Annotated in this window: 24 protein-coding genes; 7 read left to right on the top strand and 17 right to left on the bottom strand. The window is 72.3% G+C overall.

What is annotated here, in order from left to right:
- The first annotated feature begins 62 nt into the window (after positions 1-62).
- The gene (locus tag Cco03nite_RS32380; protein WP_239167834.1) at positions 63-755 is read left to right on the top strand and encodes an FKBP-type peptidyl-prolyl cis-trans isomerase; all 693 of its coding nucleotides are present in this window, start codon (positions 63-65) and stop codon (positions 753-755) included.
- Between the two features lie 222 nt (positions 756-977).
- On the top strand, positions 978-1229 hold the full coding sequence (locus Cco03nite_RS32375; RefSeq protein ID WP_203697240.1) for a hypothetical protein: 252 nt from the start codon (positions 978-980) through the stop codon (positions 1227-1229).
- 1 nt (position 1230) lies between these two features.
- Here the strand turns inward: Cco03nite_RS32375 and Cco03nite_RS32370 are convergent, their stop codons facing one another.
- From Cco03nite_RS32370 to Cco03nite_RS32350, 5 genes are all read right to left on the bottom strand, one after another.
- Positions 1231-2022 carry a DUF1684 domain-containing protein gene (locus tag Cco03nite_RS32370; RefSeq protein WP_203697238.1) on the bottom strand — a complete coding sequence of 264 codons (792 nt, stop codon included), beginning with the start codon at positions 2020-2022 and terminating at the stop codon, positions 1231-1233.
- Positions 2023-2202: 180 nt separating this feature from the next.
- A complete protein-coding gene (locus Cco03nite_RS32365; RefSeq protein ID WP_203697236.1) occupies positions 2203-2616 on the bottom strand; it encodes a rhodanese-like domain-containing protein in 414 nt (137 codons plus the stop codon).
- The gene (locus Cco03nite_RS32360) at positions 2613-3086 is read right to left on the bottom strand and encodes a cysteine dioxygenase (RefSeq protein WP_203697234.1); all 474 of its coding nucleotides are present in this window, start codon (positions 3084-3086) and stop codon (positions 2613-2615) included. Before Cco03nite_RS32360 ends, Cco03nite_RS32365 begins: the two co-directional genes overlap by 4 nt.
- Positions 3087-3214: 128 nt before the next feature.
- A complete protein-coding gene (locus Cco03nite_RS32355) occupies positions 3215-4363 on the bottom strand; it encodes an acyl-CoA dehydrogenase family protein (RefSeq protein ID WP_203697232.1) in 1149 nt (382 codons plus the stop codon).
- Between the two features lie 9 nt (positions 4364-4372).
- Complete coding sequence (locus tag Cco03nite_RS32350) at positions 4373-4930, bottom strand: hypothetical protein (RefSeq protein ID WP_203697231.1); 558 nt, start codon at positions 4928-4930, stop codon at positions 4373-4375.
- Positions 4931-5054: 124 nt separating this feature from the next.
- On the opposite strand from Cco03nite_RS32350, the gene Cco03nite_RS32345 reads away from it, so the two are divergent.
- Entirely contained in the window at positions 5055-5951 is an 897-nt protein-coding gene (locus tag Cco03nite_RS32345) for a universal stress protein (protein ID WP_203697229.1), read from the top strand.
- A gap of 111 nt (positions 5952-6062) precedes the next feature.
- Here the strand turns inward: Cco03nite_RS32345 and Cco03nite_RS32340 are convergent, their stop codons facing one another.
- The 4 genes from Cco03nite_RS32340 to Cco03nite_RS32325 form a co-directional block, all read right to left on the bottom strand.
- Positions 6063-6554, bottom strand: a complete 492-nt coding sequence (locus tag Cco03nite_RS32340; protein WP_239167833.1) for a DUF6328 family protein — start codon at positions 6552-6554, stop codon at positions 6063-6065.
- Between the two features lie 63 nt (positions 6555-6617).
- Positions 6618-7535 carry a 5'-3' exonuclease gene (locus tag Cco03nite_RS32335; protein WP_203697225.1) on the bottom strand — a complete coding sequence of 306 codons (918 nt, stop codon included), beginning with the start codon at positions 7533-7535 and terminating at the stop codon, positions 6618-6620.
- Between the two features lie 99 nt (positions 7536-7634).
- Complete coding sequence (locus Cco03nite_RS32330; RefSeq protein ID WP_203697223.1) at positions 7635-8486, bottom strand: MHYT domain-containing protein; 852 nt, start codon at positions 8484-8486, stop codon at positions 7635-7637.
- A gap of 84 nt (positions 8487-8570) precedes the next feature.
- Entirely contained in the window at positions 8571-11345 is a 2775-nt protein-coding gene (locus tag Cco03nite_RS32325; protein WP_203697221.1) for a DEAD/DEAH box helicase, read from the bottom strand.
- 54 nt (positions 11346-11399) lie between these two features.
- Between Cco03nite_RS32325 and Cco03nite_RS32320 the strand changes: the two genes are divergently transcribed.
- The 3 genes from Cco03nite_RS32320 to Cco03nite_RS32310 all read left to right on the top strand — a co-directional run bounded on the left by Cco03nite_RS32320 (position 11400) and on the right by Cco03nite_RS32310 (position 15241).
- Positions 11400-12155, top strand: a complete 756-nt coding sequence (locus Cco03nite_RS32320; protein WP_203697219.1) for an HAD family hydrolase — start codon at positions 11400-11402, stop codon at positions 12153-12155.
- A gap of 170 nt (positions 12156-12325) precedes the next feature.
- Complete coding sequence (locus Cco03nite_RS32315) at positions 12326-13936, top strand: FAD-dependent oxidoreductase (RefSeq protein WP_203697216.1); 1611 nt, start codon at positions 12326-12328, stop codon at positions 13934-13936.
- A gap of 75 nt (positions 13937-14011) precedes the next feature.
- Positions 14012-15241, top strand: a complete 1230-nt coding sequence (locus Cco03nite_RS32310) for a cytochrome P450 (protein ID WP_203697214.1) — start codon at positions 14012-14014, stop codon at positions 15239-15241.
- A gap of 120 nt (positions 15242-15361) precedes the next feature.
- Here Cco03nite_RS32310 and Cco03nite_RS32305 read toward each other — a convergent pair whose 3' ends face one another.
- From Cco03nite_RS32305 to Cco03nite_RS32280, 6 genes are all read right to left on the bottom strand, one after another.
- A complete protein-coding gene (locus Cco03nite_RS32305; protein WP_203697212.1) occupies positions 15362-16255 on the bottom strand; it encodes a YegS/Rv2252/BmrU family lipid kinase in 894 nt (297 codons plus the stop codon).
- 95 nt (positions 16256-16350) lie between these two features.
- Positions 16351-17223, bottom strand: coding sequence for a twin-arginine translocase subunit TatC (tatC, locus tag Cco03nite_RS32300; RefSeq protein ID WP_373314380.1), 873 nt, complete (start codon positions 17221-17223; stop codon positions 16351-16353).
- 82 nt (positions 17224-17305) lie between these two features.
- Positions 17306-17575 (bottom strand): Sec-independent protein translocase subunit TatA, encoded by a 270-nt coding sequence (tatA, locus tag Cco03nite_RS32295; protein WP_203697203.1) that lies wholly within the window; start codon positions 17573-17575, stop codon positions 17306-17308.
- A 188-nt stretch (positions 17576-17763) separates the two neighbouring features.
- A complete protein-coding gene (locus tag Cco03nite_RS32290) occupies positions 17764-18030 on the bottom strand; it encodes a hypothetical protein (protein ID WP_203697201.1) in 267 nt (88 codons plus the stop codon).
- Between the two features lie 203 nt (positions 18031-18233).
- On the bottom strand, positions 18234-19181 hold the full coding sequence (locus tag Cco03nite_RS32285; protein ID WP_203697199.1) for a helix-turn-helix transcriptional regulator: 948 nt from the start codon (positions 19179-19181) through the stop codon (positions 18234-18236).
- A 71-nt stretch (positions 19182-19252) separates the two neighbouring features.
- Entirely contained in the window at positions 19253-20248 is a 996-nt protein-coding gene (locus Cco03nite_RS32280; protein WP_203697197.1) for a helix-turn-helix transcriptional regulator, read from the bottom strand.
- 180 nt (positions 20249-20428) lie between these two features.
- Here Cco03nite_RS32280 and Cco03nite_RS32275 point away from each other — a divergent pair, with 180 nt between their 5' ends.
- Positions 20429-21511 carry a DUF3866 family protein gene (locus Cco03nite_RS32275; protein ID WP_203697195.1) on the top strand — a complete coding sequence of 361 codons (1083 nt, stop codon included), beginning with the start codon at positions 20429-20431 and terminating at the stop codon, positions 21509-21511.
- 111 nt (positions 21512-21622) lie between these two features.
- Here the strand turns inward: Cco03nite_RS32275 and Cco03nite_RS32270 are convergent, their stop codons facing one another.
- Positions 21623-21829 carry a hypothetical protein gene (locus Cco03nite_RS32270; RefSeq protein WP_203697193.1) on the bottom strand — a complete coding sequence of 69 codons (207 nt, stop codon included), beginning with the start codon at positions 21827-21829 and terminating at the stop codon, positions 21623-21625.
- Between the two features lie 248 nt (positions 21830-22077).
- The gene (gene pafA / locus Cco03nite_RS32265) at positions 22078-23436 is read right to left on the bottom strand and encodes a Pup--protein ligase (protein WP_203697191.1); all 1359 of its coding nucleotides are present in this window, start codon (positions 23434-23436) and stop codon (positions 22078-22080) included.
- Between the last annotated feature and the right edge of the window lie 106 nt (positions 23437-23542).

Here is a 23542-nt window from a genome sequence, read left to right as displayed (position 1 = left end):
CGTGTGCCCAGCCGTGGCAGGTGCCACAGATGTCATGACGGTCGGCGGAGATTCGAGGACTCGTGAGCGGACAGGTGAAGGACCGGGCGGACAGCACCCGGCGGGCGACCAAGGCGGAGCGGCGTGATGCCCGCATCGCCGCGGCGAGGGCGGCCAAGCGCAGGAAGATCCTGTACGGCACGCTCGGCACGTTCGTCGGCACGGCCTTGATGATCGTATTTGCCTTCGTGGTGTTCAAGGACGGCGGCGGCGAGGACACGGGCGCGCAGCCCGACGCCTCGGCCAGTGCCGGCGCCGGGGCAGGCTCGGCGGCCGACCCGAACGCCGCGGACCCGAACGCTCCCGCGCCGGACGCGAAGTTCCCGCCGCTGCCCGAGGGCGCCGACCCGGCGCTGGGCACCAAGCCGGTCGTCACCAAGGACAACGCGTCGCTCAAGCAGCTGAAGGTCACCCCGCTGATCACGGGCAAGGGCCCGGCGGTCAAGGCCGGCGACACCATCACCGTGAACTACGTGGGCGTGAGCCTCACGACCGGTCAGGAGTTCGACACCTCCTGGAAGCGCGGCCAGGCGTTCACCACGCCGATCGGCGTCGGCCAGGTCATCCCGGGCTGGGACCAGGGCATGGTCGGCGTCAAGGTCGGCAGCCGGGTGCAGATCGACATCCCGTCGGAGCTGGCGTACGGCGACAACGGGCAGGTGCCCGGCCCGCTGCGCTTCGTGGTCGACGTGCTCGCGGCGACTCCCGCCTCCTGACCCGCTCCTTCGCGACACCCCGCCCCCGGCCTGCCTGGCAGCCGGGGGCGGTCTTCTTTGATGGACGTTGGCCTATCTCATCGAAAAACCGGGGCTCGGATTCGACGTGATAGGCCAACGTCTATGAAGAACGGGTGCCGTCGCGTGCAGCCCGAATGGGCAAAACGCCTCATATCCGCTCGCATCGGGCTATGGTCGAGCAGCGGAACGAAGGAGAGGGCGATGGCAACGAGCAAGATCAGCTGGATCACCGCCGGAGTGGTCTCCGCGGCGGCCGCAGGGGTCGGCGCCGTCATGGCGTACCGGCGCCGGCGGATGCAGGCGACCGAGGACAGCTACACGGCACTGGCCGGGCTGAGCACGCACCCGGACAGCACGCCCAAGCACAAGAAGGAGCGGCTGCCGCGCAAGCTCAAGAAGAGCCGCGCGCACGCCGAGGCACTGGCCTCCGGCCACGGCGGCCAGCACTGGTGACTCAGCGGGGCGTCCGCTCCCCCGCCTCGACCGCTACCGCCAGCAGGTTCTCCGGCGGCGGCAGCGGGCACGTGCCGTAGTCGGTGAACGCGCACGGCATGTTGACCGCGCGGTTGAAGTCGACGACCGCCGCGCCGTCCACGCCGGGCTCGGCCACCGTCAGCGAGCGCGCCCCGCCGTGCGTCGTCACACCACTGGTCGCGTCGCGGAACAGCACGGACAGGCTGCCGTCGGCCGCGTCCATGGCCGTCAGGGCCTGCGCGGCCCCGTCGATCTCGAAGCGCAGCACGCCCCGGGCGATCTGATCGTGGGTCAGCCCGGGGATGACCGCGCCGACGGTGACCGGGCGGGGCGTGTCGTACGGCTCGAAGACCGCGTCCAGCACCCAGCGCGCGTCGAGCGTGAACATGGGCACGCCGGTGAAGCCGGTCCGGGTCGGCGCCTGGGGGTCGCGCACGCGCAGGGCGTACGCCCCGCCGCGCTGGATGAGCTCGACGAGCCGGTCGCCGTGGTCGAGCGTGATGCCGATGCCGCCCTCGGCCGGGCTGAGCATCAGCTCGCCCTCGACGGGTTCACCCGCATGGCTGAACCCGTCACCCGCCTCGGCGAGCAGCCGTACACCGTCGGCGTGCACGTGCCAGCGTCCCGGCACGCCGGGCAGGGCGACCTCGTCGGCGGGCAGCCAGTGCAGCGCGGTGAGGCTCAGCCACCCGTGCGGGGCACGCAGCTCCTGCTCGCGGGCGGCACGCCAGGCGTCCCACTCCTCGACCAGCGTCCGGGGGTCGACGGCCATGTCGTGCCTCCTCATCGTCGACGGGGCTCCCGGCAGCCTGCCACGGCCGCAGCACTCTTGCAAGATCAGCAGAGGTGGCCACGAGGTGGCTGTCGGTGACCGGACCCGGCCCGACCCGATCCACGTCGCCCGGTACGGAGCCGCGGGCCGGCGGCCCCGGCGTCCGGCCTGCCTGGCGCGTCAGGCGGTGACGGGCAGGCCCGCGGCCTGCCAGGCGGCGTAGCCGCCCGTGAGGTCGGTGGCCCGGTGCAGGCCGAGCTCCTGGAGCGCGGCAGCGGCCAGCGAGGACGTGTACCCCTCCTGGCAGAACACCACCACCGGCAGGTCGTACCGGCCGGCCTGCGGAAGCCGGGCGTCGCTGCGCGGGTCGAAGCGCCATTCGAGGACGTTGCGCTCGACGATCAGCGCGCCGGGGATGCCGCCGTGCGCGGCCCGCTGGGCCACCGGCCGGATATCGACCAGCAGCGCCCCGTCGCGCTGGGCGGCCGCCGCGGCCGGTGCGTCGAGGCGGGTCAGCCGCGAGCGCGCCGCGGCGAGGATCTCGTCGATGCCGCGCGAGCCCACGGGCGGGGCGGGGTCGGGGTGCACGCTCACCACTGTGCTCCCGCCCGGTCGACGGCAGCCACCCGCAGCCGTCCGCCCTGGAGCCGGTAGCGGGTCATGGTCGTCAGCTCGGGGCCGTACACGTGCACGCTCACGGCGGGCTCGCCGCCCTCGTTGACGATCTGGTGCAGGTGGTGCTCGCCGAACTGGCGGGCCGCCCCGGCGGGCAGCACCCGGCCGGTGAGCCGAGTCGCGCCGTCCGGGCCGGTCACGGTGCGTTCGGTCAGCGTGCCGGAGACGACCACGAACGCGCCCGCGCTGCCCCCGTGGTCGTGCAGGTCGGTCTGCTGGCCGGGCAGCCAGGTGAGCAGCCACGCCTCGACCCCGGGTTCGCCCAGCAGCCGGTGATACCAGCGTCGCTCCGGGTCGAAGCGGGGCGCGACGGGCCAGGCGCCGGGGTCGGCGGCCAGGCGGCGGGCCGTGCTCAGATGGTCGGCCCGGACCCCGGTGTGGACGATCATTCGGATCACCTGCTTTTCCTAGCGGCTTTGTAGGAATTACATCACCAGGCAGGCCGGGGCACAACAGGAAACGCCGATCCGGATCGTGGCGCGGGCCACGGATCCGGGTCGGCGTACGGCGGAAGGGGTCAGTCCTTGGCCAGCGACCGGGCGATCACCATGCGCTGGATCTGGTTGGTGCCCTCGACGATCTGCAGCACCTTGGCCTCGCGGAAGTAGCGCTCGACCGGGTGGTCGGCGACGTAGCCCGCCCCGCCCAGCACCTGCACCGCGTCCGTGGCGACCTGCATGGCCATGTCCGTGGCGAACAGCTTGGTCTTGGCCGCCTCGATCGAGTACGGCAGGCCAGCGTCGCGCAGCCGGGCCGCGTGCAGCATCAGCGCCCGCGCCGCGGTGATCTGCGTCGACGCGTCGGCCAGCATGAAGCCCAGACCCTGCAGGTCGATGATCGGCTTGCCGAACTGCACCCGCTCCCGGGCGTAGTTCACCGCGTAGTCCAGCGCGCCCTGGGCCAGGCCGATCGCGCAGGCCGCGATGCCGAGCCGGCCCGAGTCCAGCGCGCCCATCGCGATCCGGAAGCCCTCGCCCTCGCCGCCGATCAGCCGCTCGGCGGGCACCACCGCGTCGTCGAGCGCGATCTGGGCGACCGGCGAGGAGCGCAGGCCCATGGTCTTCTCCCGCGCCTGCGGGTTCAGGCCGGGCGTGTCCGCCGGTGCCAGCAGGCAGGAGATGCCCTTCGGGCCGGGGCCGCCGGTGCGGCAGAAGACGTTGTAGAAGTCGGCCACGCCCGCGTGGGTGATCCACGCCTTGGTGCCGCTCACCCGGTACCCCTCGCCGTCGCGGACGGCCTTCGTGGCGAGGTTGGCGGCGTCGGATCCGCCGGCGGGCTCGGACAGGCAGTACGCGCCGAGCAGGTCGCCGCCGATCATGTCGGGCAGCCAGCGCTCGCGCTGCTCCGCGGTGCCGTGATGGGCCAGCGGGTAGCAGGCCAGGGTGTGCACGCTGACCGTCTCCGCGATGCCGACCCACCGGCTGGCGAGGATCTCCAGCACCTGCAGGTAGACCTCGTACGGCTGCTCCGCGCCGCCGTACTCGGCGGAGTAGGGCAGGCCGAGCAGGCCGGAGCGGCCCAGGGTGCGGATCAGCTCGCGGGGGAACTCCCCGCGCGCCTCGAAGTCGTCGGCGTGCGGCGCGAGTTCCTTGTCCGCGATCTCGCGGGTGAGCTCGAGCAGGTCGTGTGCTTCGGGGGTGGGAAGCAGTCGGGTAACGCTGGGCATGCAGCCAGCTTAACGAACGTTAGGTGTCCGCGCCTGGCCAGCCTGCCGCCGCACGACCGCACCCGGCTCGTTCCGGTTCTGTCGCCGCCGGCGCCGGGCGCGACGATCGGCCTTGTGGCGCATGTTGCGGATCCTCGTCACCTCGGCCGGCCGCCACCGCCGCGCGACCCAGCCAGGCTCGTCGCGCAGCCCCGGCGGCACCAGCCGGGCAGGGCGGTTGACCGCGTTGACCACCCACTGCAGCACCGTCAACGGCACGGCGAGCGCGCCCAGCAGCACGAACGCGCGGGCCGGACCCAGCGAGTAGAGAGCCGGATCCAGCCGCGCGCAGCCGTGCACCAGGAACTGCAGGCCCAGCGCGATGAGCGAGGCGAGCAGGGCGGTCAGCGGCAGGATCCCGGTCAGGTAGCTGCGGGGGTGGATCAGGTAGACCCGGCCGCCCCGGAACGGCACGTGCCGCCGCGTGCCGCTCCAGATCGGCGGGACCGGTCGCCACAGGGCCCGGATGCCCCAGGCCGCGCCGATGATCAGCGCGAGGCCGATGAGGAGGTCCTTGACGAAGAGCACGCGCCACCGTAGCCGGGCAGCCGCTCGGCGCAAAGCCCTGACCAGCATTTATATACCGCCCGTTTCCCACCGGAGGGGGCCGGGAAAGGACATAGTGGAAGTGAGCTGAGCAGGGAGGCGGGCCATGAGCGTCGGGCTGACCGGGCCGGTGGTGGTGGGCGTGGACGGCTCGCCGGCCGCCACGACGGCGCTGCGCTGGGCTGCCGACGAGGCCGCGCTGCGCGGGCTGCCCCTGCGGATCGTCCACGTGAGCGAGGACCCGGGGCCGAGGCTCGGCGACGGCGTCGCGGAGGCGGCGATCTCGTCTGCCGGGCACACGGTGACCGAGCACGCGATGACCGAGGTCCGGGCGATGCGGCCGGACATCACGCTCACCAGCGAGGTGCTGCGCGACGACCCCGCGCACGGCCTGATCCGGGAGTCGGAGGCGGCGGCGCTGGTCGTCGTCGGCAGCCGGGGCCACGGCGGCTTCCACGACCTGATGCTCGGCTCGACGAGCCTGCAGGTGTCGATGCACGCCCGGTGCCCGGTGGCGGTGGTGCGCCCGCCGGCCGCCCCGGACCGCGCCGGCGTGGGCGCGGTGGGCCGGATCGTGGTCGGGGTGGACGGCTCGCCGCAGTCGGGCGACGCGCTGGCGTTCGCCTTCGACGAGGCCGACCGGCGCGGCTGCGGCATCACCGCCGTGCACGCCTGGCTGGGGCCGATCACCACGGGCGCGGCGGGCATGCCGTTCGTGTACGACATCGACACGCTGCGCGCCCAGGAGGAGTCGGTGCTGGAGACGGCGGTGGCGGGCTGGCACGACCGCTACCCGCACATCGACCTGCAGCGGATCACCATGGAGTCGTCGGCGGCGGCCGCGCTGACCGAGCAGTCCATGGGCGCGCTGCTGGTGGTGGTCGGCTGCCGGGGCCTGGGCGGGTTCACCGGCCTGCTGCTGGGCTCGGTCAGCCAGGCGTTGATCCACCACGCCGGGTGCCCGGTGATCGTCGCGCACCGGCGCGGCGAGGCCAAGAAATAATCGGGCCAAGGATTGACATGCCGGATATGCCGGTCTAACGTGAGAAGTGAAGCCCGACCGATCTCACCAGTGAGATAAGCCGGGCTTCCCGTATGTCCGGGGTCGGGCCGGTCAGTCACCCGGCTGCGACGGCTTGGTGGCCAGCGGCAGCACGTACCAGAGCAGGATGTAGATCAGGGCCATGCCGCCGCCCAGGAAACCCGCCCAGCGCACCCCCGCCACCACGTCGACGACCAGGTAGATGGCCAGCACGATCGCGGCCATCTCGAAGAACAGGCCGAACTGCGCCAGCACGTGCGCGGTGCGCACGATCTGCGGCTTGCGCCCCTCCCGGAACGCCAGCCGGTGGTAGCTGACCGGGGCGATGAGCAGGGACGCCGCGAGCGCGCTGCAGATGAACGTAACGACGTACAGCACCCGCTCGGTGCCGTTGATCTTCCCGAAGCCGACCGAGAACGGCAGCGTCAGCAGGAACGCGAACAGGATCTGCACGCCGGTCTGCGCCACCCGCAGCTCCTGCAGCAGCTCCGAGTAGTTGCGATTCCAGCGCTCGTCCGGGTCCTCCGCCGACTCCTGCCGCCGGTCGCCGTCGATGTCAGTCACTGTCAGCCTCCGCATCCCCAGGGTATGCCCGGGGCAGCGGAGATCATGCCGACTCGGACGGGCTCAGGCGGCGTTCTCCGCCAGGGCGTCCACCAGCCGGCGGCACGGGCTCGCCAGGTTCCACTGCTCGGCCAGGTCGAACAGGCGCTCCGGATCGCGCGGCACCCTGGGCAGGGTCAGGTCGTGCTCGGGCAGCTTCAGGTCGGTGGCCACCCGCACCACCTTCGGCGCCACGGCCAGGTAGTCCGAGGCGGCCTCCAGCTTGGTGCGCAGGCCGGGGGCGAAGTCCGACGCAGGGTCGCCCACTGCCGCGACGATCGCGTCCAGGCTGCCGTAGCGCTCGATCAGCCGGGCGGCGGTCTTCTCCCCCACGCCCGCCACGCCGGGCAGGCCGTCGCTCGGGTCGCCGCGCAGCGCCGCGAAGTCGGCGTAGCCGCCCGCCGGGACGCCGTACTTGGCCAGCACCGCGGCCTCGTCGCAGTCCTCGAGCTTGGCCACGCCGCGGCCGACGTAGAGCAGCCGCACCCCGCGCGCGTCGTCGACCAGCTGGAACAGGTCGCGGTCGCCGGAGACCACCTCGACGGGCGCGGCCTGCGTCGCCGCGAGCGTGCCGAGCACGTCGTCGGCCTCGTTGCCGTCCACCCCGTACGCCACGATGCCGAACGCGTCGAGCACCTCCAGCAGCAGGTCCACCTGCGGCACCAGCTCGTCGGGCACCTCCTCGCCGCCCGCGGGGGCGACCCGGTGAGTCTTGTACGTGCCGATCAGCGCCACCCGCCACGCCGGCCGCCAGTCGTAGTCCAGCGCGCACACCAGCCGGTCCGGCCGGCGGCCCTTGACCAGCGTGGTGACCATGTCCAGGAAGCCGCGCACCGCGTTGACGGGGGTGCCGTTCGGGGCCATCGCCGCCTTGGCGGGCACACCGTGGAAGGCGCGGAAGTACAGGCTCGGCGCGTCGATGGCGAGCAGGGGTCCGGTCATGCCTGACAGCCTGCCACAGGCCTGGGACAGCCGCCCCGGGACGCGTCCGCCCGTGCCACCGGAGCGGCACGGGCGGACGATCGGATCAGGGGCGGCGGGTCACTTGCCGCGCGGGGTGAACGCGGTCGGGCGGCGCACCGTGCCGCGCTGCTGAGCGATCGCGGTGGCCTCCTCGCGGGCGGCCTGCACCCGGTCGAGGTAGGCGCGGGCCTCCAGGTCCTCCTTGGTGGGGGCCGCGCCGATCGCGAAGACCAGGCCGCCGATCACCAGCAGCACCAGCACGCCGATCGGCACCAGCAGGTTCGCCGCGGACGCGCCGCCGACAGCGCCGGCCAGGGTCGGGGCGGCCAGCTTCACCGACATCGCGGCCATGCCGGTGTAGTGCATGCCGCACACCGCGACGCCCATCAGCAGCGCCGCGGCCGCGATGACCAGCGGCTTGGTCAGCGTGACGGTGAACCACAGCGCCACCGTCGCGGCCACCACCGCGATGATCACCGAGGCGGCGACCAGGGCCGTGTCGTAGGCCACCGCGCCGTTCAGCCGCATCGCGAACATGCCGAGGTAGTGCATGCCGGCGACCCCGACACCGGTGAAGATGCCGCCGACGATGACGCGCCCGACGTTGGGCCGCCCGAATCCGACGATCCACAGGCCCAGGCCGACGACGACGATCGCGACCAGGGCGCTCAGCGCCGTGCGCGGGATGTCGTAGCGGATCTGCGCCCCGGTCACGCTGAAGCCCAGCATGGCCATGAAGTGCATGGCCCAGATCGCCGTGCCGCCCAGTGCCCAGGCGGCGAGCACGATCCACCAGAAGCGCTGCTTGCCGGTGGTGGCGGTGCGCATGCGGGCCGTGCAGAGCAGGCCCAGCAGGGAGCCCAGGATGGACAGCCCGTACGCCACGCCGGGCGTGACGAGGCCGTGGGTGAAGTGATGCACGTCGGCCATGCGGTCGACCCTTTCGGCTCATACAGCGAGCGACATTCGCTTTTTTTGCATGATCCCGGAAGAGTGTTTGCGCTGGCAACTCGGTCAGACCGCCGCAGTATACGCAAGTACCCCTCTATTGACCGCGTCCATCGCCGTCCGCGCGGTCTCACGCAGCGACGACGGCGCACCGGTCGCGTCGGCGATCTGTCCGAGAAGATCGATGACTTGTCTCGCCCATCGGACAAAGTCGCCGGCCGGCATGTCGCCCTCCAAGCTGTGCCCGCTCGCGAGCACCTTCGCGAGCGGCTCGCCCTTGGCCCAGCGGTACATCGGCCACACGAAGCCGAGGTCCGGCTCCTTGGTCTGGGCCAGGCCGAGCCGGCGCTCGTCGACGCCCAGCTGGTAGAAGGTGCGCACGGTCGCGTCGACGGCCCCGGCGACCGGGCCGCGCGGCACGGACGCCTGCTCGTCGACGTCGCGGCGGGCCTCGTACAGCACCACCGAGACGGCGGCGGCCAGCTCGTGCGGCTGCAGGCCCTCCCACACCCCGGTGCGCAGGCACTCGGCGACGAGCAGGTCGGCCTCGGTCCAGATCCGGGCCAGCATCCGGCCGGGCGCGGTGACCTCGCCGTCCGGGCCCAGGTAGCCGCGCTCGGTGAGCAGCTCGCAGATCCGGTCGAAGGTGCGCGCCAGCGAGCCGGTGCGGTTGTTCACCTTGTCGCGCAGGTTCTCGGTGTCCTTGAACAGCCGCTGCCGCCGCTCGGCCCAGCGGGCGTGGTCCTCGCGCTCCGGGCAGGCGTGGCACGGGTGCGCCCGCATCGCCTTGCGCAGCGCCAGCAGCTCGCGGTCCTCGTGGCTGCCGTTGCCGCCGCGGCGGCGGCGTCCGGCGCCGCGGGCCACGTCCAGGTTGCGCAGCGAGGCGGCCAGGTCACGGCGCTCGGCGGGCGCCCGGTGGTTGAAGTGGCGCGGCACCCGCACCCGGCCCACCACGTCCACGGTGCCGGCGAACTCCCCGGCCGAGATGCGCCCGGCCCAGCGGTCCTCGGTCAGCACCACCGGGCGCGGCTCGCCGAAGCCGCCGACACCCGGGTCGAGCACGATGGCCAGCCCCGAGTGCTTGCCCGACGGGATGCGGATCACGTCGCCGACCTTGAGCTGCTCCAGCGACTCGACCGCGGCCGCCCGGCGCTCCTGCTGGCTGTTGCGGGTGAGCTGCTTCTCCCGGTCGGCGATGGCCACCCGCAGCGCGAAGTACTCGGCGAAGTCGCCGTGCTCGCAGGCCAGCTCGGTGTCGTACACCGCCAGCACCTCGTTGTTGCGCTGCACCTGGCGGGCCAGGCCGACCACCGAGCGGTCCGCCTGGAACTGCGCGAACGACGACTCCAGCAGGTCGTGGGCGCGCGCCGCGCCGACCGAGCCGACCAGGTTCACCGCCATGTTGTACGACGGCCGGAAGCTCGACCGCAGCGGATACGTCCGGGTGGACGCCAGACCGGCCACGTGGCGCGGGTCCACCTCCGGCCCCCAGACGACGACCGCGTGGCCCTCCACGTCGATGCCGCGCCGCCCGGCCCTGCCGGTGAGCTGTGTGTACTCCCCCGGCGTCAGGTCGACGTGGGCCTCGCCGTTGTACTTGACCAGCCGCTCCAGCACCACGCACCGGGCCGGCATGTTGATGCCCAGCGCCAGCGTCTCCGTGGCGAACACCGCCTTGACCAGGCCCCGGACGAACAGCTCCTCGACGACCTCCTTGAACGCCGGCAGCATGCCCGCGTGGTGGGCCGCCAGGCCCCGCTCCAGCCCGTCCAGCCAGTCCCAGTAGCCCAGGGCGGCCAGGTCCTCACCCGGGATGTTGGCGATGCGCCGCTCCACCACCGTACGGATCTCGGCGCGCTCCTCCGGCGAGGTCAGCCGCAGGCCCGACTGCAGGCACTGCTGCACGGCCGCGTCGCAGCCGGCCCGGCTGAACACGAACAGGATCGCCGGCAGCAGCCCCTCGCCGTCGAGCTTGTCGACGATCTCGGGCCGGTTCGGGCCCGGCCCGCGCCGCCCGCGGCCGCCGCGGCCGCGGCGCAGGTCCACGGCGTCCATCCGGCGGGCCAGCTCGCGGGTGTGCCGCAGCAGCTCCGGGTGCACCTCGTGGGCGCGGGCCGCCTCGGAGTCGTGGAACAGGTCGAACATGCGCTTGCCGACCAGCATGTGCTGCCACAGCGGCACCGGCCGGTGCTCGCTGACCACGACCTCGGTCTTGCCGCGTACGGTGACCAGCCAGTCGGCGAACTCCTCGGCGTTGGACACGGTCGCCGACAGCGACACCAGTGTCACCGAGGCGGGCAGGTGGATGATGACCTCCTCCCACACCGCGCCGCGGAACCGGTCGGCCAGGTAGTGTACCTCGTCCATGACCACGTACGACAGTCCGGCCAGCGCGGACGAGCCGACGTAGAGCATGTTGCGCAGCACCTCGGTGGTCATCACGACCACCGGCGCGTCGCCGTTGATGGAGTTGTCGCCGGTCAGCAAGCCGACCTTGTCCGCGCCGTAGCGCTGCACCAGGTCGTGGAACTTCTGGTTCGACAGCGCCTTGATCGGCGTCGTGTAGAAGCACTTGCGGCCCTGCTCCAGGGCCAGGTGCACGGCGAACTCGCCGACCACCGTCTTGCCCGCGCCGGTGGGCGCGCACACCAGCACGCCGCTGCCGCGCTCCAGGGCCGCGCAGGCGGTCCGCTGGAACGGGTCGAGGGCGAAGCTGAGCCCGGCGGCGAACTCGTCGACCATCGGAGCGGCGGGGGACTTGCGGCCTTGGGAGATGGTCGCTGGTCGGGCGGTTCCGGCGTCCGACCCGGTGCCGGGTCGCCGCTCGGCGGGGCTCGTCATACCGCAAAGGCTAGGCGAAAGAGGCCAGTCGGCGCAGGTCGGTATCCTGCTGACGTGCCCGAGTCCCCGCCGCAGCCGTACGCCCACCCGGCACGGATCGACGGTCACCGCGCCCTCGACGCCGTGCTCTTCGATTTCCACGGCACCCTGGCCGTGACCGTAGACCCGGTGGCCTGGGTCACCGCGGCGGCCGCCGACTGCGGCGTCACGCTGGACCGGGGCAGGGCCACGGTGCTCGCCGACCGGCTGGCCACCGCCGGCGCGCTCCCCGGCGTGTCGCCCCCGGTGCGGGTGCCTCCGCAGCTGGCCATGGCCTGGGCCGACCGCGACCTCTACGAGCACGCCCACCGCGAGGTGTACACCGGCCTGGCGGCGACCGTGCCCAACGACGTCCCCGGGCTGCCCGACGCCCTCTACGCCCGCGTGCTGACGCCCGCCGGGTGGGCGCTGTACCCCGACGTCACGAACACGCTGACGACGCTGCGGGCCGCCGGGGTGCGCACCGCGCTGGTCAGCAACATCGGCTTCGACCTGCGCCCGATGCTGGACGCCTGGGGGCTGACCGCGCTGTTCGACGCGCTGGTGCTGTCGTACGAGGTGGGCTGCATCAAACCCGATCCCAAGATCTTCCTGCGGGCCTGCGGCATGCTGTCGGTCGATCCCGAACGCGCTCTCATGATCGGCGACACCCCCGCCGACGCGGGCGCGGTGAACGCCGGCTGCGCCGCCCTGGTCGTGCCCGCCGCCTCCCCCGGCCGCCCCAACGGCCTCCACCGCGCCCTCTCCCTCGCCCTCCCCAAGTCCCCCTGACATCCACCGCCCCCTTTTTTCATCGACACTGGCCTATCTCATTGAAAACGGGCTCCCGAAAGTCGATGAGATAGGCCAGCGTCGATCACAGCGCGGCGCGGGCCGGCAGTCGGCGCGCAGAATTGGCCGATTCGGGCTGATTCGGGCTGCGTGGCGCGAAGAATGAGCCCATGCGTGTGGTGGTGGATCTGACCAAGTGCCAGGGGTACGCGCAGTGCGCGTTCCTGGCTCCCGAGGCGTTCCGGATGGTCGGCGACGAGGCGCTCATGTTCGACCCGGCGCCGTCGGCCGAGCAGCGGGTGAAGGTGCTGCGGGCCGCGGCCGCCTGCCCGGTGCAGGCGCTGCAGGTGGACGTGGCCGACCTGCCGCATCCGCCGCCCGAGGAGAAGGTCGTGGCGGCCAAGGGCGACCGGCTGCGCCGCGACGGCCGCATCGTGATCGTCGGGGCGTCCCTGGCCGGGCTGAAGGCCGCTGAGCAGCTGCGGGCCGAGGGCTTCACCGGCTCGCTGACGGTGATCGGCGACGAGCCGGAGGAGCCGTACGACCGGCCGCCGCTGTCGAAGCAGGTGCAGACCGGTTTCGTCACGTCGACCGACACCACGCTGCCGCGCCGGCGCGACATCGACGCCGAGTGGAGGCTCGGGGTGCCTGCCACCGGCCTGGACCTGGAACGCAAGCGGGTCTCGCTGGCCGACGGGCAGGAGGTCGAGTTCGACCGGCTGCTCGTCACGACCGGGGTGCGCGCCCGGCCGTGGCCGGTGCCGGAGGAGGCCGCGCTGGACGGCGTGTTCACCATCCGCACCCGCGGCGACGCGGCGGGGCTGCGCGAGCGGCTGCTGGCGAAGCCGAAGCGGGTGCTGGTCATCGGCTCCGGGTTCACCGGCTCGGAGATGGCGTCGGTCTGCGTCGAGCTGGGCATCCCCGTCACCGTCGCCGAGGCGGGCACCGCGCCGCTGGCGGGGGCGCTGGGCGGGGTGATCGGCCGGATCTCGGCGGGCATCATGCGCGAGCACGGCGTGGACCTGCGTACCCACACGAAGGTCAACTCGCTGCAGGGCGAGGACGGCAGGGTGCGCCGGGCGGTGCTGTCCGACGGCACCACCCTCGAGGTGGACGTGGTCGTGGTGGCGCTGGGCGGCATCCGCAACGTCGAGTGGCTGGAGAGCGCCGGCCTGGCCGTGGGCGTATGGGGTCTGGCCTGCGACGCCGGCTGCCGCGCGTTCACCGCCGCGGGGCTGGTCACCGACGACGTCTTCGTCGCCGGGGACGTGGCCCGCCAGCCGCAGCCGATGTTCGGCTACCAGTTCCTGGCGATGGAGCACTGGGGCAACGCGGTCACCCAGGCCGAGGTCGCCGCGCACAACATGATCTCCAGCGAGACCGACCGCTGGCCGCACCTGGAGATGCCCGCGTTCTGGTCGCTGCAGTTCGGCCACAACATCAAGTCGGTGGGCGTGCCGCCGATCGCGGACCAGATCGCGATCACGCAGGGCTCCGTGGAGAGCCGGCAGTTCGTCGCCGCCTACGGCTACAAGGGCCGCGTGGTCGGCGCGGTGAGCTGGAACCAGGGCAAGTGGCTGGACTTCTACCAGCAGCTGATCGAGCAGGCGGCGCCGTTCCCGCTGCCGTACGACATGACCGACCCGCCGGCCGACCGCACACCGGTCCCGGCGGAGTTCCCCGAGCGGGTGTTCCCCGCCCACGACGCGACCGTCGTGGTCACCGGCCACGACCCCAGCGAGCGCCGCGCCGTGCTGATCCGCTCGTCCCGGCGACGCTGAAGCAGGAGAGACACGGATGTGTGAGCGAATCATGAGCACCGCTCAAGACGGTGACGAGCGTAGCGAGGAGCCGTCATGACCGAACCCAGCCTCTTCCAGGAGATCACCGACTTCGGCAACCGGGCCAACCCGTGGCCGCTCTACGAGAAGCTGCGCAGCCGGCCGGTGTGGCAGGAGGCCGACGGCACCTTCGTGGTCGGCACGTTCCGGGAGATCTACTCGCTGCTGCACGACCCCCGGATCAGCTCCGACCCGGCCAACCTGCTCCCGGAGTACGCCGACAAGGCCGGACCGCTGGCCCAGGCCGGCAGCAGCCTGCCGCCGAGCTTCATCCGCACCGACCCGCCGCGCCACGACACGCTGCGCCGCATCGCGATGCGCCAGTTCGGGCCGCCGCACCGGCCGGACCGCATCGAAAAGCTGACACCGCTGCTGGAGGACGTCGTCACGAAGCTCATCGACGGCCTCGCCGACCGGCAGCAGTGCGACCTCGTCGACGACTTCGCGTACCCGTTCCCGGTCGCGGCGATCACGGGACTGCTCGGGGTGCCGCCCGAGGACGAGCCGCGTTTCAGCCAGTGGGTCGGGCCGATCGTCGACTCCACCGGCAAGGACTCGCCCGAGCTGACCCAGCGGCGCACCGACGCGTTCCAGCAGCTCGGCATGTACATGTTCCAGCTGGCGCAGAGCAAGCGGGACAACCCGGGCGACGACATGCTCTCCGGGTTCGTCACCGACGACGGCCCGGACGGTCGGCTGGAGGGCGGCGACCTGTTCTCGGCGCTGATCCTGCTGCTCATCGCCGGCCACGAGACCACGGTGAACCTGATCGCCAACGGCTGGCTGACCCTGCAGCGCCACCCCGAGGTGCTGCAGCGGCTGCGCACGGAGCCGGACCTCGCCATCCGGATGGTCGAGGAGCTGCTGCGCTACGAGGGTTCGGTGCACTTCCTGCCCAACCGGACCGCGGTCGCCGACATCGAGATCGGCGACACGACGATCCGCAAGGGCCACCCGATCGTGCTGGTACTGGCGTCGGGCAACCGGGACACCGGCTGCATCCCGCACGCGGACCGGTTCGACCCGGACCGGCCCGACAACGTGCACCTGGGGTTCGGCAACGGCATCCACTACTGCTTCGGCGCGCCGCTGGCCCGCCTCGAAGCCCAGCTCGCCCTGACCCAGCTCGCCAAGCGCCTGCAGAACCCGCGCCTGGTCGAGGACCCGCCGCCGTACCGGCCGAGCCCGGTGCTGCGCGGCCCGATCCACCTGCCGGTCGCCTACGACGCCGTGCTCCCGGCGTGAGCCGTCCGGTCGGCGGCCGCCCGCGCCCCTGCCGATAGACGTTGGCCTATCTCGTCGACTCGGGTCGACGTTTATTCGCCGAGGTAGGCCAACGTCTATGGGAAGCGCAGGGGCGCGCCGTCAGGAGAGCAACTGGACGGCCTGCGGGACGGCGGTGACCGTGACGGGCAGCGGGCCGATGCGCTCGCCGTCGGCGTAGCAGACGATGCCCTCGGCGGCGAGGGTGATCTCGCGGGCGCGCAGCGAGCGCACCTTCGGGTGGGTGATGTGGGTGCCCTGGTAGACGCGGGGTTTGATGCGGATCAGGGTGGCCCGGGAGACCGGCTCGGCCCACACCATGTCGAGCAGGCCGTCGGTGGCGTCGGCGTCGGGGCAGATGCGCATGCCGCCGCCGTACGCCGCGGTGTTGCCGACAGCCAGCAGCACCGCGTCCAGCACGCTGGTCTGCCCGTCGACGGTGACGGTGTAGCGGCGGGGGCGCAGCCGGACCAGTTCCAGGAACACCGCGAGGTCGTAGCGGAACGGGCCGCGGGGCCAGCGCATGCGGTTGCCGCGCTCGTTGACGATGGCGTCGAACCCGGCCGCGAGCACCGCGCCGTACCAGCGCACCGACCCGTCGAGGCAGGTGATGCGGGCCAGGTCCAGCGCCCGGGTGCGGCCCTCGCGCAGCGCGGCGGCGATGGCGTCGGCGGCCGCGTACAGGTCGGCGGGCACCCCGGCGCTGGTGGCGAAGTCGTTGCCGGTGCCGGCGGGGATCACGCCGAGCGGCACGGCGGTGCCGGCGACGGCCTGCTGGGCCACGTGCACGGTGCCGTCGCCGCCCATCGCGACCAGCGCGGCCGCGCCCGCGGCGACGGCGTCGCGGCAGGCCTGCTCGGCCTCGGCGGCCGACGCCGCGTCCAGCACGCGTACCGGCAGCCCGGCCGCGCCGAGGCGTTCCAGCACACCAGGCAAGGAACCCCGGTGCCGGCCTCTGCCGGCGCCGGGGTTCCGCAGCACCACGATCTCGCTCATGCCCGCTCCTCGACGCGCTCGTCGCGGTCGGGCAGCAAGCCCATGCTCGGCTCGCTCGTGCCCGCCGCTCCTGGCCGCGGGACGAGCCGCCGCGATCAGGTCATGTCGTCGTAGCGTCGCTCGATCGGCTCCGCGGAGGCGACCGGCGCGACCGCTTCGATGCGCTCGCCGGGCGTGATGCTATCCGTGTCGTAGTCGTCGAGTGAAGACGTCTCGTCGTCGCCCAGGTTCGCGTACTGCGACTTGCCGCGGTTGCGCCGTTTGTCGTTGAGCATGGCCACGCCGACGACGATGAAGTACAGCACGGCCATGGCCAGCGCGAGCGCGCTCATGCCGAACGGGTCCGGCGTCGGCGTCACGATGGCGGCGAACAGGAACATCAGGAAGATGGCCACCCGCCACCAGCCCAGCATGCGCCGGCCGGTCACCAGACCGGCGACGTTGAGCATGAGCAGCACCAGCGGGAACTCGAACCCGAACCCGAACAGCAGCATCACACCGGTGACGAAGTCGAAGTACCCCGTCAGGTCGATGTTGATCTCGTAGTTGTCGGACAGCCCGATGAAGAAGACCAGGCTCTTGGTCACCACGAAGAAGGCGAGGAAGGCGCCCGCCGCGAACAGCGGCACCGCGATCGCGGTGAACAGGTAGCTGTAGCGCTTCTCGTGCTTGTGCAGACCCGGGGCGATGAACGCCCACAGCTGGTACAGCCAGATCGGCGAGGAGACGATCAGACCGGCGTACAGGCCGATCTTGAGCTGCAGCAGGAACGGGTCGACCGGCGACACCGAGTTGAACGAGCACTTCGCCGAGCCGATCGCCGTGCCCTTGAAGTTGCAGTAGGGCGCGTTGATGAAGTTCTGGATCTGCTCGGCGAAGTAGATGCCGACGGCCATGCCCAAGACGATGCCCAGGCAGGCTTTGAACAGCCGGCTGCGCAGCTCCCGGATGTGCTCGATGAGAGTCATCGAGCCGTCCGCAGCGCGTTCCTGCTGGGACGGCCCGCGACGTGCCAGGGGGTTCTTCACGTCTTCAGCCCGGGGGAAGGGTTCAGGACTGCTGGCGCTGGACCGGGTCCACGACCGGCTTGGCGGAGGCCTGGCCGTCGAGCGGCTGCTGCGCGGTCACCTGGGCGTCGGCCTTCTCGGCGGTCGCGTCCTTGCCGTCCTTGCCGTCCTCGGACAGCGCCTTGGTCTCGGCCTTGAAGATGCGCATCGAGCGACCGAGCGAACGGGCCGCGTCCGGCAGCTTCTTCGAGCCGAAGAGGATCACCAGCACCGCGACCACGAGGATGAGGTGCCATGGCTTAAGGGCGCCCATGATTGCTCCAGTCAGAGATGAGGGGGTTGAACCAACTTGTTCCGGACTAATGGTACGCGGCCCGGCGGGGTGCTCCCGCAGGTGAAGTGTCGACCATCACCGGAAGCAGCGTCAACGCGATGCGGGAGGTGCTGCAGATTCCTGCAGCAACCGGTGTGACCAGCGATCGACGGCCCGATGAACGGCGATCAAGCCTTCTTGATCTTCAGGGAGTCCTTGCTCGCCTTGATCAGCTCGATGCGCTCCTGGGCCAGCTCAGCCCGGATCTTCAGCGAGTCGCCGTGCGCCTGCAGCCCTTCGGCGAGCTTCGCCAGTTCCTGCGCCCGCGCCGCCACCATCTGCAGCTCCGCCGCAGCCTCCTTGAGCCCCGCCAGGCGCCACAGCACCACGCGCAGCACGAGCCCCAGGAACACCAGGCTCAGCAACACCACCGCGAGCACGATCCACGCCACCACGCCAGCAGCCTAACCCCTGCCCCGCCCACCGCGCCCCGCCGTGCCGCTGACCCGCGCGCCACCGCGGCTCAAGGCGGGCGGATCGCGCACCAAGGTCTACCGATTTGCCAGGCAGGTAGGCGATTGACTACTCAAGATACGTACAGGTGCCGGGCAAGTCGGATGATCGAGGCCGGCCCGGCGCGGGTGCGGCAGCGAGTCCCCTACGCGTACGCCGCGAGCGCCTGCAGGGCGCTGGCGCGGATCGAGTCGGCCAGTTCGGCGGGGGCGACCACGACGACCTGCGGACCGAGGCCGAGCACCAGCCGGCGCGCCCAGTCCATGTCGTTGACGCGCAGCGAGACCAGCCACTCCTCCGGCGTCACCTCTACCACCGACTCGCACGGGTAGTACTCGGTGATCCAGCGGCCGCCCCGGCCGACCCGCAGCGTCACCGTCGGCGCGTCCGGGTCGGGCTGGAACACGCCCTCCGCGACGTCGCCGGACTGCGCCTCGGCCGGCGGCGCGGCCGGGAGGTCCAGCTCGGTCAGCGCGTCGATCCGGTCCACCCGGAACATGCGCACCGCGCCCGCCGAACGGCACCAGGCCTCCAGGTACGAGCGCCCGGACACCGACAGCAGCCGCATCGGGTCGACGATCCGCTCGCTGGACACGTCCCGCGCCGCCGAGTAATAGCTCAGCCGCAGCGCCCTGCCGCGCTCCAGGGCCGCGCGCAGGTCGGCCAGCCGGTCGTCGTTGCCGGGCAGGCGCACCGCCACCGGCGCGTCGATCTCGCCCGCGGCCTGCTCGATCTTCGTCAGCGCGCGGTGGATCGCGTCACGGTCGGCCACGCCGGGCGTCTCGGCCAGCATGCGCAGCGCCACCACGAGCGCCGTGGCCTCGTCGGGGGTCAGCCGCAGCGGCCGGTCGATGCCCGCGTCGTAGGTGATGGTGACCCGGTCGCCGTCGAACGACATGTCGATGAGGTCACCCGGGCCGTACCCCGGCAGGCCGCACACCCACAGCAGCTCCAGGTCCTCGCGCAGCTGCCGCTCGGACACACCCAGGTCGGCGGCGGCTTCGACCAGCTCGATACCCGGCCGGGCCAGCAGGTACGGCACCAGGTTCAGCAGCCGGGCAAGCCGGTCCGCCGACGTCTTCGCGCTGCTCATGCCTTCTCCTCGCTCTGCTCGCCGGCGGCATTCCCGAGCCTGCCGTTTCGCTCGCGGTGCTCGCTCATGACTCAGGCCACCTCTGCCAGCTCGGCGGGGGCGGTCACGCCGGCGATCTCGCGCAGCCGGGCGACGGTCGCCTCGCGCACCTCGGCGGGCTCCAGGACCGTCACGTCCGCGCCGTAGCCGACGAGCCAGGCGGCGAAGCCGTCCGCGTCGGCGTAGCGCAGCTCCAGGACGTCGCCGTCGGGCGTGGCGGTGCAGCTGGCCGCCCAGCGGCGTACGCCCGCGGCCCGGCCCGGACGCACCAGCACCCGGGTGGTGCGATTGCGCTCCACCGGCCCGGACCAGCGGGCCACGTAGCTGATCAGGTCGAGGTCGGCCGGCGGCTCGAAGGCCTTGTCCTCGCCGACCTGGCGCACCGGGCCGACGATGCGCGACAGCCGGAAGCAGCGCGGCGCGTCGCGGACCGTGTCGTGGCCGACGACGTACCAGCGGCCGCGCCAGCAGACGACGCCCCACGGCTGCAGGTGCCGGGTGGTGGGCGCGTCGTCCTCGGGCACCCGGTAGGGGAAGGTCACCTCGCGGCGGGCCCGGGCCGCCCCGGTGAGCGGCTCGAACGCGGCGTCCACGGCGACGACGGGCTCGACGCCCAGGGTCGCGTGCGGGTCCACGTCGACGCCGCCGGCGCGCAGCTTGGCCAGGCCCGAGGTGGCGGCGGCGGCCAGACCCGCGTGCCGCCACAGCCGGGCCGCGACGCCGACCGCGGCGGCCTCGTCGGGCGCGAGCGGGATCGCCGGCAGCGCGTAGTCACGCCGGGCGATGCGGTAACCGGGCTCGGTGTCGAAGACACTGGCGGTGCCGGTCTCCAGCGGCACGCCGAGCGCGCGGAGTTCGGCCTTGTCCCGCTCGAACTTGCGCTGGAACGCCTCGTGTTCCCGGGCGTCGTCGGCGTTGTGCTCGTATCCGGGCACGGTGGCGGCGATCTGCGCGGCGGTCAGGAAGCGCCGCGTGGACAGCAGACAGATCACAAGGTTGACCAGGCGTTCGGTTCGACTGCGCGACACGACCGCCACGCTAGCAGCGCGAGCGCTCGAAACGGTAACCGGCGAGCGCTTGTTCCCCCGCCCGCGCACCCGCAGTCCGACACCTGCTCACGCCCTGTCCGCCGCCCCACCACACCCCGTCACGGCGCGGTGCCGGGCGTCGTGGGCGGGGGCCGGCCGGCGGGCCGATAGGGTCGGGGCGTGATTCGGTGGCGTACAGGCACGGTGGAGCGGCTCGGCCGCAGTTGGCACGGCGCGCAGGAACTCACCGTCGCCCTGGTCGCCCGCACCCCCGACGACCCCGCGACGGTACGCGCCCTCGCCTACCCCGACCTGGTCGGCCGGCCCGAGGTCGGCGACGAGGTGCTGCTGAACACCAACGCTCTCGCCCTCGGCCTCGGCACCGGCGGCTACGCCATGGTCGTCGCGCTGCCGGGACGGCTGCCCGAGGACACGCCCGTGCCCGGGCACATCGTCAAGGCCCGCTACAGCCCGCTGCAGACGATCCGGGTCGCCGCCGACGAGGAGGCCTCCCCGCACCGCGAGACGCTGGCCGCCGCCCAGGACCTCGGCGGCATGCCGGTCGTCGTGGCCGACCTGCACTCGGCGCTGCCCGCGATCCTGGCCGGCATCCACGCCGACGCGCCGACGGCCCGGGTGGCGTACCTGCTCACCGACGGCGGAGCGCTGGCAGCCGGCTTCTCCCGCACCCTCGACGCGCTGCGCGACCGGCTGGCCGGCACCGTGTCCACCGGCCAGGCCTGGGGCGGCGATCTCGAATCCGTCAACGTGCACACCGGGCTGCTCGCCGCCCGGCACGTGCTGCGGGCCGACATCACCATCCTCAGCCAGGGTCCTGGCAACCTCGGCACCGGTACGACCTGGGGTTTCTCCGGCGTCGCGGCCGGCGAGGCGGTCAACGCCGCGGCGGTGCTCGGCGGCCGCCCCGTCGGGGCCCTGCGCATCTCCGACGCCGACCCCCGCGCGCGCCACCGCGGGGTGTCCCACCACAGCCTGACCTCGTTCGGCCGCGTCGCACTCGCCCCCGCCGACCTCGTCGTCCCCGCGGACCTGCCCGAACCCCTCGCCACCGACGTGGCCCGAGCCCTGGCGCCGCTGTCCGCCCGCCACCGGATCGTGACCGTCCCCACCGGCGGCCTCGACGAAGCCCTGCGCGCGTCCCCCGTCAAACTCTCGACCATGGGCCGCGACCTCGACGGCGACCACGCCTACTTCCTCGCCTGCGCCGCCGCCGGCCGCCACGCCACCACCCTGACGACCTGAAGGAAGGGCACCTTCTTAACGCCATACGTAGAGGAAGGGCACCTTCTTAACTGCTGATGGCAGCTGAGCTGGGCGTTCGGCAGGGCAGGCGCGGGTCGGCGGCCGCGCGGCTCACTTGGAGACGATCAGCGCGATCCAGCCCGCCACGAACAGCCCGAGCAGGGCGGCAAGCACCCAGGTCGGCACGGTGTACTCGCCCCGCCGGTTCGCCGAGATCTCGTTGTAGATCTTGTCGCGGCGGCGCTGAACCCAGTTGGTCCGGACTTCCTCGCCGGTGCGCTCGACCGGTTCGGCCTGCCGCTCGTGGTGCTCGCTCATAGTGCTGCGAGCTTAGCCAGCCCGCCCCGCCCTCGACCACCGGCCGCCGGCCCGAGCACCTGCTCGCCACTTCCGGCCCGGCGCAGGTCGCATGATCGCCGTCTCCGGTCACCACGCGGGGCCGAACCGCAGTTTCCGACCCGCCGACCCGAAACAGCGATCACGCCTGCCAGCGGCACCTCAAGCGTTAAGAAGGGCACCTTCTACATCGCGAAGCGATAAGAAGGTGCCCTTCCTTGTACTTGCGGTCACATGCTGGCGATGAGGCGTTCTACGCGCTCGTCGTGGGCCCGGAACGGGTCCTTGCACAGGACCGTGCGCTGCGCCTGGTCGTTCAGCTTAAGGTGCACCCAGTCGACCGTGAAGTCGCGGCGCTTCTCCTGGGCGTGCCGGATGAACTCGCCCCGCAGCCGCGCCCGCGTCGTCTGCGGCGGCGTCTCCTTCGCCTCGAACGTACGCAGGTCGGTCACCACCCGGTCGACCTTGCCGCGCTTCTCCAGCAGCGGGTACAGCCCCCGGCCGCGGCGCAGGTCGTGGTACGCCAGATCCATCTGCGCCACCCGCGGGCTCGACAGCGGCAGATCATGCTTGCGCTGGTACGCCTCGATCACCCGCAGCTTGGTCACCCAGTCGATCTCCCGGCCCACATCGCCCAGGTTGCCCGACTCCACCGCGTCGAGCACCCGGCCCCACAGCTCGACCACCCGCTGCGCCGACGGGTCACCCGAGCGGCGCGCCACGAACTCCGTCGCCTTCTCGTGGTAGATCCGCTGGATCTCCAGCGCGCTGGCCTCCTTGCCGCTGGCCAGCCGCACCTTGCGCCGCCCGGTGATGTCGTGCGACACCTCCCGGATCGCCCGGATCGGGTTCTCCAGCGCCAGGTCCGGCATCGCCACCCCGGTCTCGATCATCCGGAGGACCAGATCCGCGCTGCCCACCTTCAGCAGCGTGGTGACCTCGTTCATGTTCGAGTCGCCGACGATCACGTGCAGCCGCCGGTAGCGCTCGGCGTCCGCGTGCGGCTCGTCGCGGGTGTTGATGATCGGCCGGGACCGGGTCGTCGCCGACGACACGCCCTCCCAGATGTGCTCGGCCCGCTGCGACAGGCAGTAGACCGCGCCTCGCGGCGTCTGCAGCACCTTGCCCGCGCCGCAGATCAGCTGCCGCGTCACCAGGAACGGGATCAGCACGTCCGCCAGCCTGCCGAACTCCCCGTGCCGCGAGACCAGGTAGTTCTCGTGGCAGCCGTACGAGTTGCCCGCCGAGTCGGTGTTGTTCTTGAAGAGGTAGATCTCCCCCGCGATACCCTCGTCGTGCAGCCGCTTCTCGGCGTCGACGAGCAGACCCTCCAGGATCCGCTCGCCCGCCCGGTCGTGCGCCACCAGATCGACCACCGAATCGCACTCGGGGGTCGCGTACTCGGGGTGGGAACCGACGTCGAGGTAGAGGCGTGCGCCGTTGCGCAGGAAGACATTGCTGGACCGTCCCCATGAGACGACCCGGCGGAAGAGGTAGCGCGCCACCTCGTCGGGAGACAGCCGCCGCTGGCCCCGATAGGTGCAGGTGACGCCGTACTCGGTCTCCAGTCCGAAGATTCGTCGGTCCATACACAGACACTAGCCGCCCAAACGCCCAAGGTCACTCTCGTACGACCTGACGCCGCCGGTGTAATCGCGACGGATCCCCGACCGCCCCCGCAACCGCAGGTCGCGC

It is taken from the genome of Catellatospora coxensis, from assembly GCF_016862635.1.
Classification (GTDB): domain Bacteria; phylum Actinomycetota; class Actinomycetes; order Mycobacteriales; family Micromonosporaceae; genus Catellatospora; species Catellatospora coxensis.
Note: the sequence above shows the minus strand (reverse complement) of the source record. Positions and strands in the feature narration are given on the sequence as shown.